14 protein-coding genes are annotated in these 14,946 nt (G+C 69.8%); 7 read left to right on the forward strand and 7 right to left on the reverse strand.

The window, feature by feature from the left end; translation table 11 throughout:
• From ACFY2X_RS25245 to ACFY2X_RS25255, 3 genes are all read left to right on the forward strand, one after another.
• Positions 1-649: DsbA family protein (locus tag ACFY2X_RS25245; RefSeq protein WP_389941844.1), on the forward strand; the 649-nt coding region annotated here is incomplete at its 5' end.
• Complete coding sequence (locus ACFY2X_RS25250) at positions 646-1,458, forward strand: NAD(P)H-binding protein (protein WP_389941846.1); 813 nt, start codon at positions 646-648, stop codon at positions 1,456-1,458. The genes ACFY2X_RS25245 and ACFY2X_RS25250, both read left to right, overlap by 4 nt.
• 10 nt (positions 1,459-1,468) lie before the next feature.
• Positions 1,469-4,057, forward strand: coding sequence for a helix-turn-helix transcriptional regulator (locus ACFY2X_RS25255; RefSeq protein ID WP_389941848.1), 2,589 nt, complete (start codon positions 1,469-1,471; stop codon positions 4,055-4,057).
• Positions 4,058-4,109: 52 nt separating this feature from the next.
• On the opposite strand, the gene ACFY2X_RS25260 is transcribed toward ACFY2X_RS25255, so the two are convergent.
• Positions 4,110-4,505: a VOC family protein gene (locus ACFY2X_RS25260; RefSeq protein WP_389941850.1), complete on the reverse strand. Its 396-nt coding sequence runs from the start codon at positions 4,503-4,505 to the stop codon at positions 4,110-4,112.
• An 88-nt stretch (positions 4,506-4,593) separates the two neighbouring features.
• Between ACFY2X_RS25260 and ACFY2X_RS25265 the strand changes: the two genes are divergently transcribed.
• Positions 4,594-5,568 (forward strand): helix-turn-helix transcriptional regulator, encoded by a 975-nt coding sequence (locus ACFY2X_RS25265; protein WP_389941853.1) that lies wholly within the window; start codon positions 4,594-4,596, stop codon positions 5,566-5,568.
• Positions 5,569-5,720: 152 nt separating this feature from the next.
• Here ACFY2X_RS25265 and ACFY2X_RS25270 read toward each other — a convergent pair whose 3' ends face one another.
• Complete coding sequence (locus ACFY2X_RS25270; protein WP_389941856.1) at positions 5,721-6,770, reverse strand: UDP-N-acetylmuramate dehydrogenase; 1,050 nt, start codon at positions 6,768-6,770, stop codon at positions 5,721-5,723.
• A 44-nt stretch (positions 6,771-6,814) separates the two neighbouring features.
• On the opposite strand from ACFY2X_RS25270, the gene ACFY2X_RS25275 reads away from it, so the two are divergent.
• Positions 6,815-7,396, forward strand: a complete 582-nt coding sequence (locus ACFY2X_RS25275; RefSeq protein WP_389941859.1) for an IS607 family transposase — start codon at positions 6,815-6,817, stop codon at positions 7,394-7,396.
• A complete protein-coding gene (gene tnpB, locus ACFY2X_RS25280) occupies positions 7,393-8,739 on the forward strand; it encodes an IS607 family element RNA-guided endonuclease TnpB (protein WP_389941861.1) in 1,347 nt (448 codons plus the stop codon). The genes ACFY2X_RS25275 and tnpB overlap by 4 nt, the downstream gene beginning before the upstream one ends.
• 101 nt (positions 8,740-8,840) lie before the next feature.
• Here the strand turns inward: tnpB and ACFY2X_RS25285 are convergent, their stop codons facing one another.
• The 5 genes from ACFY2X_RS25285 to ACFY2X_RS25305 all read right to left on the reverse strand — a co-directional run bounded on the left by ACFY2X_RS25285 (position 8,841) and on the right by ACFY2X_RS25305 (position 13,294).
• Positions 8,841-9,899, reverse strand: a complete 1,059-nt coding sequence (locus ACFY2X_RS25285; RefSeq protein WP_389941864.1) for a serine hydrolase domain-containing protein — start codon at positions 9,897-9,899, stop codon at positions 8,841-8,843.
• Entirely contained in the window at positions 9,899-10,102 is a 204-nt protein-coding gene (locus ACFY2X_RS25290; RefSeq protein ID WP_389941867.1) for a hypothetical protein, read from the reverse strand. Before ACFY2X_RS25290 ends, ACFY2X_RS25285 begins: the two co-directional genes overlap by 1 nt.
• 881 nt (positions 10,103-10,983) lie before the next feature.
• Positions 10,984-11,706 carry a response regulator gene (locus tag ACFY2X_RS25295; RefSeq protein WP_389941870.1) on the reverse strand — a complete coding sequence of 241 codons (723 nt, stop codon included), beginning with the start codon at positions 11,704-11,706 and terminating at the stop codon, positions 10,984-10,986.
• Positions 11,703-12,893, reverse strand: a complete 1,191-nt coding sequence (locus ACFY2X_RS25300) for a sensor histidine kinase (protein WP_389941874.1) — start codon at positions 12,891-12,893, stop codon at positions 11,703-11,705. The genes ACFY2X_RS25295 and ACFY2X_RS25300 overlap by 4 nt, the downstream gene beginning before the upstream one ends.
• A gap of 41 nt (positions 12,894-12,934) precedes the next feature.
• Positions 12,935-13,294 carry a MerR family DNA-binding transcriptional regulator gene (locus ACFY2X_RS25305; protein WP_389941877.1) on the reverse strand — a complete coding sequence of 120 codons (360 nt, stop codon included), beginning with the start codon at positions 13,292-13,294 and terminating at the stop codon, positions 12,935-12,937.
• Between the two features lie 197 nt (positions 13,295-13,491).
• Here ACFY2X_RS25305 and ahcY point away from each other — a divergent pair, with 197 nt between their 5' ends.
• On the forward strand, positions 13,492-14,919 hold the full coding sequence (gene ahcY, locus ACFY2X_RS25310) for an adenosylhomocysteinase (protein WP_389941880.1): 1,428 nt from the start codon (positions 13,492-13,494) through the stop codon (positions 14,917-14,919).
• Positions 14,920-14,946 lie beyond the last annotated feature (27 nt).

A 14,946-nucleotide genomic window follows, 5' to 3' on the forward strand; every position in this document is an offset into this window, starting at 1 on the left:
GCCGGGCCGTCCGCGGTCGCCTTCGCCCACAGCGCCTACCAGGAGCTGCTGTCCGCCGAGTTTCTCCGCGACCCAGCCAGCCGGGAAGCGGTCCGCCTCCTACCTCGGATGGAACCGGTTGCGCAGGGCGCTGGCACGGTTGCGTGCCGAGGGCGGCGAGGCGGAGGTGGTCTTCCACCCCTTCCAGATCGCTCCCGACGCGCCGAGCGACCCGGCGCAGGCCGAGCCTCTCGAAGAGGTGCACAAGCGGGTCTTCGGTCCGTCGGTGGGGGAGTCAACCGCCCGCATGACCGCGCTGGCAGCGCGGGAAGGGACGGTCTACGACTACGGCAAGGCGTTGTTCGCCAACACGTTCGAAGCTCACCGGCTGATCACGGTTGCCGCCGCGCAGGGGCGGGCCGAGACGATGGTGGACCGGCTGTTCCGCGCCTACTTCGCCGATGGGCTCAACCTCGCCGACAGCGACACGTTGCGGAAGCTGGTCGCGGAGGTCGGGGTGGCGTGGACCGACGGCGGCGTGGAGGAGACCAGGGCGGAGTTGGAGCAGGTGCGAATGTCTGGAATCAGAGGCGTGCCGATCTTCAAGATCAACGGGCGCACGCTGTCCGGCGCGCAGTCCGAAGAGACGTTTTATGGGGAAATTTCATGATTCTGGTGACGGGGGCGACGGGCCGGGTGGGTGGTCAGGTCGTCAAGCAGTTGGTGGAAGCGGGAGTGACCGAGGTGCGAGCGCTGACCCGCGACGCGGGTCGGGCGCGGCTGCCGGTCGAGGTCGTCGAAGGCGATCTGGCCGCGCCCGGCTCGCTGGACGCGGCGCTGGAAGGCGTGGAGAAGGTCTTCCTCGTCTGGCCGACACTCCAGGCCGACCACACCGCACCCGAGACGGTGAAGAGGCTGGCGGGCAAACACGTCGTGTACTTCTCCTCCGTGGCGGCGGGAGAGGCCGATCCGATCAACGCCTCCCACGGCGAGATCGAGCGGCTGGTCCGCGAGTCCGGCGCCGACTGGACCTTCCTGCGGATCACCGGGCTGGCGGCCAACGACCTCAAGTGGGCGGAAGGCATCCGGCGCGACAGCGTTGTGCGCGAGCCGTTCGCCGAGTGGGCGCGGTCCCACACCCACGAGGCCGACGTGGCGGCGGCAGGCGTGCGCGTGCTGACCGGCGACGGGCACGAAGGGGCGACCTATGTGCTGACCGGGCCGCAGGCGCTGACCGCGCCCGAGCGGGTGGCCGCCATCTCCGAGGTGATCGGGCGTGAGGTGCGCTTCCAGGAGGCGTCTTTGGAGGAGGTCAGGCAGCAGTATGAGGCCATCTTCGGACCCGAACTGGCCGCAGGGCTGGTCAGCAAGATGGCGAGCGGGGTCCCGGAGCCCGAGCCGGTCACCGGCGCCGTCGAGGAACTCACCGGACGCCCGGCCAGGACTTACCGCGAATGGGCCGCTGATCATTGGGGGTAGCCTTTGAGACATGTTGCGGGGGCGGGCGAAGGAGACGGGGACGATCGACGCCCTGCTCGCCGCCGCTCGCCAGGGCACGAGCGGAGCGCTGGTCGTCCGCGGTGAGGCGGGCATCGGCAAGACCGCGCTGCTCGACTACACCGCGAGCCGGGCGGACGACATGCGAGTGCTGCGGACGACCGGTGTCGAGGCGGAGAGCGAGCTGCCCTACGCCGGGCTCAGCATGCTCGTCGGCGGCCTCCTCGACCGCCTCGACGATCTCCCGGTACGGCAGGCCGACGCGCTCAGGGGCGCGCTGGGGCTGGGGGAGGCCGACGGCGACACATTCTTGATCGGCCTGGCGGTGCTCGGCCTGCTGGCCGAGGAGGCCCCGCTACTGTGCCTGGTCGACGACGCACAGTGGCTGGACACCGCTTCGGCCGACGCCCTGCTGTTCGCCGCGCGGCGGCTGCGGGCCGAGGGCGTGGTGATGATGTTCGCGGTCCGCCTGCCGCACGCGCCGGACTTCCCCGCGACCGGGCTGCCCGAGCTGCGCCTGGGCGGCCTGGCCGACGAGGCGGCGAACGCGCTGGTCGGTGACCTGGCGCCGCACGTGCGGGAGGAGGTGCTGGTCGAGGCGCACGGCAACCCGCTGGCGTTGCGGGTGCTGGCCGAAGCGCGCCGTGAGCAGGGCACCGGCATGCTCTCGATGGGGCTCGTGCCCGTGCAGAACAGGATTCTGCAGACCTTCGACGACAGGATCCGCGCGCTGCCGGCGGCGACGCGGACCGTGCTGCTGGTCGCGGCGACCGACGACACCGGCGAGCCGGCCACCGTCCTGCGGGCCGCCGAGCGGTTGGGCGCGGGGCTACCCGACCTGGATCCGGCGGAGGCCGCCGGGTTGCTGCGGGTCGAAGGCGATCGACTGGTCTTCGGCCACCCGCTGATGAGGAGCGCCGCCTACCAAGGGGCCACGGCGAGCCGCAGGATCGAGGCGCACCGCGCGCTCGCGGAGATCCTGGACGGCGACCGGCGTGCCTGGCACCTGGCAGCTGCGGCGACGGGCCCCGACGAGCAGGTCGCCGCAGCGTTGGAGAGCACGGCACAGCGGGCCAGAGAGCGTGGCGGGTACGCGGCCGTGGCCGCCGCCTACGAACGTGCCGCCGCTCTCACCTCGGACCCGGGCGAGCGTGAGCGCCGACGGCTCGCCGCGGCGCGCGCGGCCGCCGACGCGGGTCAGTTCGAGCGGGCCGGCCACCTGATCAAGCAGGCCGGGAACTCGGCCGAGGCGGCCGCGCTCAGGGCAGTCATCGCCGACGGGCTCGGGCGGACGGAGGAAGCGCATGTGCTGCTCTTCGAGTCGGCCGCAGCCGTCACACCGGCGGAGCTGCCGCCCCTGCTGCGCAGCGCCGCGCGGGCGGCCTGGCGTGCCAACGACTTCGAGGCGCTCAACCGAATCGCCGCCTGCGTGGCGGAGGGGTCGGACGTGCACCGGCTGGCCATGGCGGCGCTTGCCACCAACCGGCTGGATGACGGCGGCATCGAGACGCTGAAGGAGCTGCTGGCCCGGCCGCCGCAGTCCGATGTGCAGGATCGCCTGCTGTTCGCCCGGTTACACCTCGTCATCGGCGACATCGAGGGCGCGATGCGCCTGGCCGGGAGCCTGGAGCGGGAGTGCAGGGCGCAGGGCGCGCTCGGCGTGCTGCCGGCCGTACAGACGATCCTGGCGCGGACCCTGCTCTTCACCGGTCGCTACGCCGACGCGCGCGCCACTCTGGCCGATGGGCTGCAGATCGCCGCCGACACCTGCCAGCGCATGCCGCGCATTGAGCTGTCGGCGACCCTGGCCGAGCTGGCCGCCATCGAAGGCGACGAGGAACACTGCCGCGAGTTGACGGCCGAGGCGATCGAGCGAGACCTGGCCCCGAGCGCGGTGCACGCGGCCGTCTCGCTGAGCCTGCTCGACCTGGGCCTGGGACGTTACGAGGCGGCCCTGGACCGGATGGAGGCGGTGGTGTCCGGATCGCGCCCCATGGGCGTCATAGGCCACCTGCCGATCCTGGTCGAGGCCGCGGTGCGGCTGGGGCGGCAGCGACACGCCGCTTCCGCGGTGCGGCTGTTCACGGCGTGGGCCGATCGGGTCGGGCAGCCGTGGGCCGCGGCCATCGCGCTGCGCTGCCAGGCACTGCTCGCCGACGACGTCGACACATTCGCGCAAGCCGTACAGATCCGGACTTATCCCTTCGACCAGGCGCGGACGGAGTTGCTGTACGGCGAGCGGCTGCGGCGGGACCGGCGGACCAGTGACGCGCGCAGACACCTGCGCGCCGCCGCCGAGACGTTCGAGCGGCTTGGCGCGCGGCCCTGGGCCGAGCGCGCCCGCAGCGAACTGCGCGCCACGGGGGAGACCCGCCTGGTGCGCGACCACGCGACCGACCTCGCTGACCGGCTCACGCCACAGGAACTCCAGAGCGTGCGGCTGGCAGCCACCGGACTGAGCAACCGGGAGATCGCCGAGCGGCTGTTCGTGAGCCCGCGCACCATCGGCTACCACCTGTACAAGGCGTATCCCAAGCTGGGCGTCAAGACCAGGGCGGAGCTTTCCTCCCTGGGACTGTGACGCATGCGCGGCTGGGCGGCGTCCTGGAAGGTGAGGACCGCCTCCTTTGCGCTCATCGGGCCGACTCCACGACCTTCAGGTAGTGAGCGTTGTACATGACGCCCAGGATGTTGCCGAAGGGATCGACCACCGAGGCGGTCACGAACCCGGGGCCGCGCTCGGTGAGCGGGTCATACACCTTCGCGCCCATCGAGACGAGCCGCTCCACCGCGGCCGCCACGTCGTCGACGTGCCAGTACACGATCACGCCCGCCGGGCCGCTCGCCGCGCCCTCGGGGGCGTAACGGCTGTCGATCAGGCCCAGCTCGTGCTGGAAGTCACCGACGCGGAACTCGGCGTATCCGGGCCGCTCGAAGTAGGGGCTCATGCCCAGCAGTTCGGTGTACCAACGGACGGCCTCCGCGTGGTCGTCGGTCCAGTAGCTGATGGTGGTCATTCCGCGCAACATGGTGTTCTCCCTGGCCGTTCGCTTGATGACTGAACAGTAGACCCCTAATAGGTCAGTGAATGTCCTAACAGTGCGGCAGAGTGAAGCCATGCGCGATCCATCTGGACGACTGCTGCAACTGCTGTCCCTGCTGCAGACCCCGAAAGAGTGGCCCGGCACCGAACTGGCGGACCGGCTCGGCGTCACCACCCGCACCATCCGCCGCGACATCGACCGGCTGCGCGAACTCGGCTACCCCGTGCACGCCACCCAGGGCAACATCGGCGGCTACCGCCTCACCGCCGGTACGGCCATGCCACCGCTGCTGCTGGACGACGAGGAGGCCGTCGCCATCGCCATCGGGTTGCGCACCGCCGTCACCGCGGCTGTCGCAGGGGTGGAGGAGGCCTCGCTGCGCGCCCTGGCCAAGCTGGAACAGGTCCTGCCGCAACGGCTGCGCCGCCGGGTGGCCTCGCTCTCACGCGCGACTGTCATTCTGCCGCCCACCCCGGGGCCCACCACCGACGCCGAGGTCTTGGCCGCGCTCGCGGCTGCCTGCGTCATCCACGAGAGGGTCCGTTTCGTCTACACCACGGCCAACGGTCAGACCAGCCGCCGCCTGGTGGAGCCGCACCGGCTGGTGGCTTCGGGGCGGCTGTGGTATCTGGTCGCCTTCGACGCTGAGCGCTCCGCCTGGCGTTCCTTCCGCCTGGACCGCCTCACCGACGTCCAGCGCACCGGTGTCCACATGCCCGTCCGCGAGCCACCCGGCGGCGTCGACGCTCTCACCTGGGTGAAGCAGGCGATCGCGGCGGGCTCCATCCGGGCCACGGTGCTCCTGCACGCGCCGATCGAGCGGGCCGCCGAGCAGGTCCCTGCCTGGCAGGGCGAGCTGGAACCCGTCGACGAGCACACCTGCCGACTGCGCACCCACCCCGACACACCCCACTATCTGGCCTACCGCCTGACCCTGCTGCCCATGGACTACACCCTGCTCGACCCGCCGCTCCTGGCCGAGCACCTGGCATCGATCGCCGAGCGGGCGGGCAACGCCATCCGCGGCTTCCCTCGCAAGACCAGTTGACCCTGTGCGCCATCTCATGCGGGATGCCTCGGCAGGTTCTCAGGTGGAGGCGCGCTGGACGATGCACGGGTTGGTCGACCCTCCAAACTCAGCGGGCCACCCGTTCGTACCCGGCTGCCGCACGCCCGGATCGCAGCGACAGCTGGGTGGGCCTAATGAGGGAAGTGCAGCCCGTCGGGGCCTTTACGGCATGCGGTTGCTTGGTTCATGGTCACCCGCACCTCATCGGACATGCTCCTTGCGACAAGCCGTACGGGCTCCGGGTGCAGCCGAATGCCCGTCGTTTCGAAGACGTCACGGGTCAACTTCCGCATGACCGTGTTGAAGGAAACAGCGGTGGCACCGTCGTGGGCGGTGAGGGTGAGGGTCCGGCGGGTTGAGCAGGATATGCCTGGTGCGAGCTGGCGGTCGGGGTGGTATCCGAGCAGTTGGAGTAACCATCCGGCGCTGGTTCGCGGAATGCCGTGGTCGTCGTGGTAGACCATGCCGCCCGCCGCGCGGACCGCGTTGGCTTGGGCCGTGGTGATGGGCGGGTTGAGGAAGACTGATCCCACCTGGCGGGCGTCTGGGCCGTCCTCCGGTAGGGCCAGGCCACGCTGGCAGCGGTCGGTCAGGACGCCCTGAGCCGCTTCGGCGAGTGGGGGCCGGGCACCGAGGGGGACATTGAGTGCGTGGGCGAGGTGCTGGTAGGTGATGGGGGCGGCGTAGGTGCTGCGGGTGAGGCGTAGAGCGATCTCAAGGATCGTCCATCGGCCCGGGTGAGTCTTAAAGATGCTGGTGCGATAGCCGAAGCCGCATGTTTCGGGGTGGAACGTGACGAGCTGCCGGCGGCTCCAGTCGTAGACAGTGAGGCGGGTGAGGGCGTCGGATATCTGCTGGCCGTAGGCGCCGGTGTTCTGCACCGGAGCAGCACCGGCGGTGCCCGGGATACCGGCGAGGTACTCGATGCCGGATAGGCCCTCGCTGACGGTGAAGGTGACAAGGGCCGACAGCGGTTCGCCGGCCTGGGCGGCGACTTCCACGGTGTCGTCGCCGAGCGGGCGGGCGGTGATGCCGCGAGTTGCCATGCGGATCACCGGTCCGGGGTACCCCGCGTCGTCGGCGAGGGTATTGCTGCCTCCGCCGAGGACGAACGGCACCACAGGGTCACGGGGGACGGCGTGCACGAGATCCGGCCAAGCGGCGGGGTCGGAACTGTTCACTAAAACGTGAGCGAACGTAAGCGAACGCATGTTTCAATAGATGCGTGAAGCTTGCTGAGTGGGCGCGGTCGCAGGGCATTCACCCGCAGACCGCTTACCGGTGGTTCCGGGAAGGCAAAATGCCCGTCCCGGCCCGCCGTCTGCCCACCGGCACGATCGTCGTGGACGGCCCGGCCGCCGAAAGCCCGGGCGGGGCCGCGCTGTACGCGCGGGTGTCCTCCCACGATCAGCGCGCCGACCTGGACCGGCAGATTGCCCACCTGACCTCTTTCGCCACCAGCGCCGGACTGGCCGTGGTGGCGTCGGTGACCGAGATCGGCTCCGGGCCGAATGAGCGACGGCCCAAGCTGATGCGGCTGCTGTCGGACGCGTCCATCCCGGTCATCGTCGTGGAGCACCGCGACCGGCTGGCCAGGTTCGGCGTCGCCTACGTCGAGGCGGCGCTGGCCGCCCAAGGCCGCCGCCTGGTCGTGGCCGACCCCGGCGAGACCACCGACGACCTGGCGCGCGACATGATCGAGGTGCTGACGTCGATGTGCGCGCGCCTGTACGGGCGGCGCGGGGCGCGCAACCGGGCGCTGCGGGCCCTCACCGCCGCCAAGGCCGCTGATCGCGAGACCTCGTGAAGGTCGTCCAGGCCTACCGCTACGCCCTCGACCCCACCCCCGCACAGGCCGCCGCGCTGGCCTCGCACTGCGGCGCGGCGCGGTTCGCGTTCAACTGGGGGCTGGCCCGCGTCAGGGCCGCCCTGGACCAGCGGGAGGCGGAGAAGACCTACGGGATGCCCGAGGAACTGCTGACCGAGGCGCCCTGGTCGCTGTACGGCCTGCGCCGAACATGGAACGCCGCCAAGGGCGCGGTCGCGCCGTGGTGGGCGGACAACTCCAAGGAGGCCTACAGCAGCGGCCTGGACGGCCTGGCCCGGGCACTGAAGAACTGGTCGGCCTCCCGCAGGGGCGAGCGAAAAGGCAAACCTGTGGGGTTTCCCCGGTTCAAGGCCAAGCACCGCACCACCCTGTCGTGCCGGTTCACCACCGGTGTCATCCGCATCGAGGCCGACCGGCGTCATGTCACCCTGCCCCGGCTCGGCACCATCAAGACATGCGAGTCCACCCGCAAACTGGCCCGGCACCTGGAGCGCGGCACCGGCCGGATCCTGTCGGCCACCATCCGAAACGAGGGCGGGCGCTGGTTCGTGGCGTTCACCTGCCAGATCGACCGCGCCGACCGCGCCCCGGCCCGCCCGGACGCGGTGGTCGGGGTGGACCTCGGGGTGAGGGCGCTGGCGGTGCTGTCCACCGGCGAGGTCATCGACAACCCCAACCACCACCGCGCGGCGCTGCGCCGGTTGCGCCGGTTGAACAAGCGGCTCGCCCGCCGCGTCGGGCCGCGCACCCCGGACGGCGGCAGGCGCCAGCCCTCGGCCTGCTGGCACACGACCAAAGCCGCGCTCGTCAGGGCCCACGCCCGGGTGGCCGCCCAGCGGCGCGACGGGCTGCACCAGCTCACCAGCCGTCTGGTCGCCGCCTACGGCACGGTCGTGGTCGAAGACCTCCACGTGTCCGGGATGCTCGCCAACCGGAAGCTCGCCCGCGCGATCGCCGATGTCGGCATGGCCGAGATCCGCAGGCAGCTCGCCTACAAGACCGCCTGGAGGGGCGGCAGGCTTGTGGTGGCCGACCGCTGGTTCCCCTCCAGTAAGACGTGTTCCGGCTGTGGCGCGGTGAAAGCCAAGCTCGCCCTGTCGGAGCGCACCTACTCCTGTGCGGCCTGCGGCCTGGTCCTGGACCGGGATGTCAACGCCGCACGCAATCTGGCCGCGCTCGCGGCCGACGTCGCCCAGAGTTGCGGGGAGACGCGAAACGCCCGTGGAGCCGGTGTAAGACCCGCCGAAGGTGGGCTGTCGGCAGTGAAGCGGGAACCCCGGGAAACCGGGGAACGCCGTGGCCGCAAGGCCACGGCTGCCTGACCTGTGCTCGCATTTGATCACATTTCAGGTAACGGTCGGTGTGAGGGAACAGCCGATCAACGGGGCCGCCGAGGCGCAGCGTGGTGTGGTCGACCAGCAGTTCACTCATCGGGTGCCTTCGACCACCAGGCGGCGGAAATCATCTTGAGCGCGAGCTCCCGCAAGGGAGCGATCCGGGTGCGGGCGTTGCCGTAGTAGACGGAGTTGGTGCAGATCGCCAGGTATCGACCGGCCTCCGGGGCCAGGTAGAGGCTGGTGCCGGTGAACCCGTGGTGGTAGGCGACGCGGCCGCCGGCGGCGAGAATCCACGACAGGCCGCGCTCCAGGCCCGTTTCGATCACAGCCTGCGGGACAAGGCTCGCTCGCAACCACTGGCCCATGGCGTCGTCGCGGGTGTAGGCATCAAGCAGGTGGGTGGCGTAGGCCGCGAGGTCATGGGGTGTGGAGAAGACGCCTGCGTGTCCAGCGACACCGCCGAGAAGAGCGGCGTTGTCGTCGTGTGCGGTGCCCCAGATCCTCGGGGCGCCGGTGAGGTGTTGTTCGGTCGGCGCGACATGGCGGCTGCGGGCAACGGGCCCGTAGACAGTGGCGGGCATTCCAACGCCCTGCCAGAACTGGTCGGCAAGATCGTTTAGATGCGCACCGTGAACGTGGGCGAGAGCCAGGCCGAGAAGGATGTACCCGCGGTTGATGTACCGGTGTCGCCCAGGCGTGTCTTCCAATGGTTCGCGACACAGCAGTTCGTACAGCGGCGCGGACGCGCCACGGTAATGATCCAGGCGTGTGGAGGCACGCAGCCCGGAGGTGTGCGTGAGAAGCTGGCGGAGGGTCGCCTCCCCGCTGGGAGTCTCGCCGTTCATCGCAGGCAGCATGTCGCGGACAGGTGCGTCGAGATCGCCCAGCCCCGTGTCGAGGACTTGGCCGATGAGCGGCCAGGTGGCGACAACCTTGGTCAGCGAGGCGATGTCGTAGACAGTGCGCTCGGTGGGTGGCACGTCGCCGAGTTCAGGCGCGACGGTGCCCGCCGTCAGGACATGCTTTTCGCCGTCGACGGTGCCGCAGATGACAACTCCGCCGGGGGTAGCGCCATCGGCGACCACCTCGGCGAGGGTTTCCCGAAGGCGGTCGGTGTCATCGGCGGTGAACGGTACGGCGGGCATCAGGAGGCCTCCGAGGTGGTGGTGATGTCGGCTCCCAGCGTGGCGAGGTTGGCGATCAGATGGCCGTAGCCGCGCCGGAGGTGGTACATCCCCCGGATCGTAGAGGTGCCCTCGGCGACCAGAGCGGCGATCAGCAAAGCGGTCACCGCGCGGATGTCGTCGGCCGTCACCGCAGCGGCGCGCAGCCGGACGGGCTCGCGCAAGCCGATTACGGCGCCGGCGGGGGTGATGTCGGCTGGGCAGTTGGGCCGTCGCGACGAATGCGTGCGCGCACTCCTGACCGCCGAGCATTACGCCCCTGAGGAAACGCATGCGCGTCCGGCGGTGAAGTCTCTCATATCCGGCCTACTGGTGTCCGGGCGCACCACGCCTGAGCTGCGTGGTCTTGCCGCTCGCAGCGGCGTCCTCGCCTGACGTATGCAGCCATAGGACATCCGGGGCAAAGGGCGGGTAACGCACTTCCCTTCGGGAGAACGGGGCGTCATCGAGTCCTCAGTTGACTCCTTGTAGGACTATCCGGTGCGTGCAACGCCCTGGGGAGACCATGGCTACGCGTTTCCTGATGATCTGATCGCTGCTCAGCGCGGGGTGAGCATGACGGCGTCGACCCATGATGCGCCGATCGCGGTGAAGCCACGGTCGACGACGTGCAGCCGGTCCGCGATTATCTGGAGGTTGCCGCTGTTCAGGGTGTTTGCGGCGGCGTGTCCCCGGTCCTCCTGTCGGGGCTCGTTTTTTGACCACCTCTTCGTGAGAGGGAGAAGACCGAAGGGCTGTCGTGTCTGGGCGATATCCGCTCGCTCCGATCCTGGATGCCTTCGTCTCGTTTCTGTGAGGGGTTTCTTGGCTATCGCGGACCTGGTCAACCTGGTCAAGGGTGGGGCGGGCAACAGCCGCTCAACCGAAGTGCCCGCCCCACGGGTAGGTGGAAGCGGTCCGCCGGGCGCAGCTCAGCTCTCCCGGCGGTGCCGTACTTCGGAACCGCTCATTTACGTCTTAAGTCCCATAACGCGGAGAGCTCTCCCTCCGCTGAGTGGAACCGTGAACCGCCCGGGCTTTTGGTTCTTCGATGGCCGGGAGGGGGTCAGGAGTGGGGGACGACCAGGCCTGACTCGTAGGCGTGGATGACGGCCTGGGTGCGGTCGCGCAGGCCGAGCTTGGCCAGGAGCCGGGCCACGTGGGTCTTGACGGTGTGCTCGGTGACCACGAGGGCGGCCGCGATCTCGGCGTTGGACAGCCCTCTGGCCACCAGCCGCAGCACCTCCGTCTCCCGTGGTGTCAGCGGGCTGCCCGCCGGGGCGGGCCGTCGCTGCCGGGCGAATTCGGCGACGAGCCGCCTGGTGACCTTCGGGGCGAGCAGCGCGTCTCCGCGTGCCACCGTCCGGACCGCCTCGGCCAGGTCGTTCGCCCGGACGTCCTTGAGCAGGAACCCGCTCGCCCCCGCGGTGAGCGCGTCGTACACGTAGTCGTCCAGGTCGAACGTGGTGATCATGATGATCTTGGTGGCCTCGGTCTCCAGGATCCGGCGGGCCGCCTCGATCCCGTTCATCTCCGGCATCCGGATGTCGAGAAGCGCGACGTCCGGGTGGGCCTCCCGGGCCAGCCGTACGGCCTGCGCGCCGTCGGAGGCGGTGCCCACGACGGTGAGGTCGGGTTGGGCCCTGAGCACGGCCGCGAAACCCCGCAGCACGACCGGCTGGTCGTCGGCGACCAGCACGCGGATCCGGTCGTCCGGAGGCGTCGTGCCGGGACGATCGCCCGGGGGTGTCGTGCCCTGGGCGGGCCGGTGACGGTCGGGAGTGGTCATTCCAGTGGGAGACCCGCCTGGATGAGGAAGCCGCCGGAGGGGCCGGGGCCCGCCTCGAACCAGCCGCCAAGGGCCAGGGCGCGCTCGCGCATGCCGACCAGGCCGTGCCCGCTGGAGGTTTTCCCGGAGGGGCCGGGGCCGTTGTCGGTGATCCGCAGCACCAGCAGGGAGGGGCGGTAGGCGAGTTCGATCGAGACACGGGCGCCCGGCGCGTGGACGCGGGCGTTGGTCAGCGCCTCCTGGACGATCCGGTAGGCCGAGACGTCGACGGCCTGCGGCACGGGCACCTCTTCCCCGATCACGTCCAGGTCCACCTGGCCGTCGTGCTGCTCGATCAGTTCGCCGAGCCGCGCCAGCCCCGGTTGCGGCGCGGTCTCCGGGGCGGTGACGATGTCGGCGCGGAGCACGCCGAGCAGGCGGCGCATCTCGGTGAGCGTGCCGCGGGCGGAGGCGGCGATCTCGGCGAACTCCTGTTTGACCCGGTCGTCGAGGTCGCCGAGCGTGTAGGGCGCGGTCTCGGCCTGGACGGCGACCATCGAGATCGAGTGGGCCACGATGTCGTGCATCTCCCGCGCGATCCTGGCCCGCTCGGCCATCGCGGCCTGTTCCCGCAGGGTCTCCAGGTTGTCGGCGCGCGCCTCCTTGATCTCCGTACGGCTGCGCCGTACGTCCGCCAGGAGTGCCATCGCCAGGATCACGCCCAGCAGGGCGCCTATCAGGATGACCTGCTGGCTGCGGGGATACAGGCCGAATTCGCGGTAGTGATACCAGGCCAGCGCGGCGACCGCGGCGACCCCGGCGACGGTGAGCACACCGATGACCACCACCAGAGCCCAGGCGGCTTTGCGGCTGAGCCGACGCAGGATCGTGTAGGAGGAGAGCAGGATCGAAATACCGGCCGCGATGGACGCCTGCCTCATCCCCAGCATCAGTCCGGCGGCCCCCAGGAAGACCATCGCGGCGGCCAGCCATGGCTGGGAGCGGCGGATCGCCTGTGGCGCGGTGGCCAGCAGGGCGGCCGCCAGGGTGAGAAGATCCAGATCCCTCGCCTCCACGAGCTCCATGAGCGCGAGGAGCGTGAGCGCGGCGGCGACGGCGAGGTTGGTGAGCGGTGATTCGAGGACACGCCTGAGATCGAAGGCGGCCACCCTTTCCTCCGCTTGGATCAGCTTGGTGGTGACATCCATGGCCTGAATTCTCCTGATCTTCGGGCGGGGCGTCGTCACTCCTAGGAGCGATCCCGCGGGCGGCTCTGAGTGCTCCCCTGGAGCAGGCGCAGAGCCTTCTCCTTCTCGAAGTCCAGGGCCCGGCGCGGGGCCTGCAGGCGGCCGATCCGCAGCCCCAGATCTCGTACGGCCTGCGCCACCGCGGGCTCGCTCAGCACCCGCAGCGCGAAGGCCAGCTCGGCGGGGGAGATGTCGAACCGCTTCTCCAGCTCCACGCCCTGGGCCACGGCGGAGAGCTCCTCGGGACCGAACCGCCGGTGGGCGCCCTGGTTCCTGATGGGTGGGAGCAGGCCGAGCGCCTCGCGGTAGCGGAGCATGCGAGGTGACATTCCCAGCCGTCTGGCGGCTTCGGTGATCCGCATTCTCGGACCCTTCCGCAGATCCTTACATTCTTGTGTCAGGTTAGCCGTTCGGAAGGTGCGAGGAGCCCCGCGGGCCACCTAAACTCACATCGTCGACTTTTTCGGTGGAGCGGCGAGCCAGGTCCGAGAGCGAAGCGGGATCACGAGTCCAGCGAGGGCCGCAGGGCGAGCGCGACCATCAAGCAGAGGGGTAACAGATGGACTTCAAGGTCGCCGACCTTTCGCTTGCGGACTTCGGCCGCAAGGAGATCCAGCTCGCCGAGCACGAGATGCCGGGCCTGATGGCCGTCCGCAAGGAGTACGCCGAGGCGAAGCCGCTGGCCGGCGCGAAGATCATGGGCTCGCTGCACATGACCATCCAGACCGCCGTGCTCATCGAGACGCTGGTCGCGCTCGGCGCCGAGGTCCGCTGGGTCAGCTGCAACATCTTCTCCACCCAGGACCACGCCGCCGCGGCCGTCGTCGTCGGCCCGAACGGCACCGTCGACAACCCCCAGGGTGTCCCGGTCTTCGCCTGGAAGGGCGAGACCCTGGAGGAGTACTGGTGGTGCACCGAGCAGGCCCTGACGTGGCCCGGCGATGACGGCCCCAACATGATCCTCGACGACGGCGGCGACGCCACCCTGCTCGTCCACAAGGGCGCCGAGTACGAGAAGGCCGGTGCCGTCCCCAGCGCCGACGAGAACGACCCGGAGGAGTGGAAGATCATCCTTGATCTGCTCCGCCGTACGGTCACCTCCGAGAACAAGTGGACCGCGATCGCCTCGCAGATCAAGGGTGTCACCGAGGAGACGACCACCGGTGTCCACCGCCTCTACGAGATGTTCAAGGCCGGCACGCTGCTCTTCCCGGCGATCAACGTCAACGACTCGGTGACCAAGTCGAAGTTCGACAACAAGTACGGCTGCCGCCACTCGGTCCTCGACGGCCTCAACCGCGCCACCGACGTGCTGATCGGCGGCAAGGTCGCGGTCGTGGCCGGTTACGGCGACGTCGGCAAGGGCTGCGCCGACGCGCTCAGGGGCCAGGGCGCCCGCGTCATCGTCACCGAGATCGACCCGATCTGCGCCCTCCAGGCGGCCATGGACGGCTTCCAGGTCACCACGCTGGACGAGGTCGTCGGCATCGCCGACATCTTCGTCACCACGACCGGCAACTTCGACATCATCACCGCCGACCACATGGCGAAGATGAAGCACAACGCCATCGTGTCCAACATCGGTCACTTCGACAACGAGATCGACATGGCCGGCCTGGCGAAGATCCCCGGCATCGTCAAGACCGAGATCAAGCCGCAGGTCCACACCTGGACCTTCCCCGACGGCCACGCCGTCCTCGTGCTCGCCGAGGGCCGCCTGATGAACCTGGGCTGCGCCACCGGCCACCCCTCCTTCGTCATGTCCAACTCCTTCACCAACCAGGTGATCGCCCAGATCGAGCTGTTCACCAAGACCGAGGAGTACCCGGTCGGCGTCTACGTGCTGCCCAAGCACCTGGACGAGAAGGTCGCCCGCCTCCACCTCGACGCCCTCGGCGTGAAGCTCACCAAGCTCACCAAGGCTCAGGCGGAATACATCGGCGTGGACATCGAGGGCCCCTACAAGCCCGACCACTACCGTTACTGATCGACCGTTTACTGATCGACCGTCCCA

The organism is Streptosporangium sp. NPDC000396, assembly GCF_042898655.1.
Classification (GTDB): domain Bacteria; phylum Actinomycetota; class Actinomycetes; order Streptosporangiales; family Streptosporangiaceae; genus Streptosporangium.

Bases quoted from the DNA above. Each gene is read 5' to 3' on its own strand.
- ACFY2X_RS25250 (WP_389941846.1), top strand. From the start codon at position 646: ATGATTCTGGTGACGGGGGCGACGGGCCGGGTGGGTGGTCAGGTCGTC.
- ACFY2X_RS25255 (WP_389941848.1), top strand. From the start codon at position 1,469: ATGTTGCGGGGGCGGGCGAAGGAGACGGGGACGATCGACGCCCTGCTC.
- ACFY2X_RS25260 (WP_389941850.1), bottom strand. From the start codon at position 4,505: ATGTTGCGCGGAATGACCACCATCAGCTACTGGACCGACGACCACGCG.
- ACFY2X_RS25265 (WP_389941853.1), top strand. From the start codon at position 4,594: ATGCGCGATCCATCTGGACGACTGCTGCAACTGCTGTCCCTGCTGCAG.
- ACFY2X_RS25285 (WP_389941864.1), bottom strand. From the start codon at position 9,899: ATGCCCGCCGTACCGTTCACCGCCGATGACACCGACCGCCTTCGGGAA.
- ACFY2X_RS25295 (WP_389941870.1), bottom strand. From the start codon at position 11,706: ATGACCACTCCCGACCGTCACCGGCCCGCCCAGGGCACGACACCCCCG.
- ACFY2X_RS25300 (WP_389941874.1), bottom strand. From the start codon at position 12,893: ATGGATGTCACCACCAAGCTGATCCAAGCGGAGGAAAGGGTGGCCGCC.
- ACFY2X_RS25305 (WP_389941877.1), bottom strand. From the start codon at position 13,294: ATGCGGATCACCGAAGCCGCCAGACGGCTGGGAATGTCACCTCGCATG.
- ahcY (WP_389941880.1), top strand. From the start codon at position 13,492: ATGGACTTCAAGGTCGCCGACCTTTCGCTTGCGGACTTCGGCCGCAAG.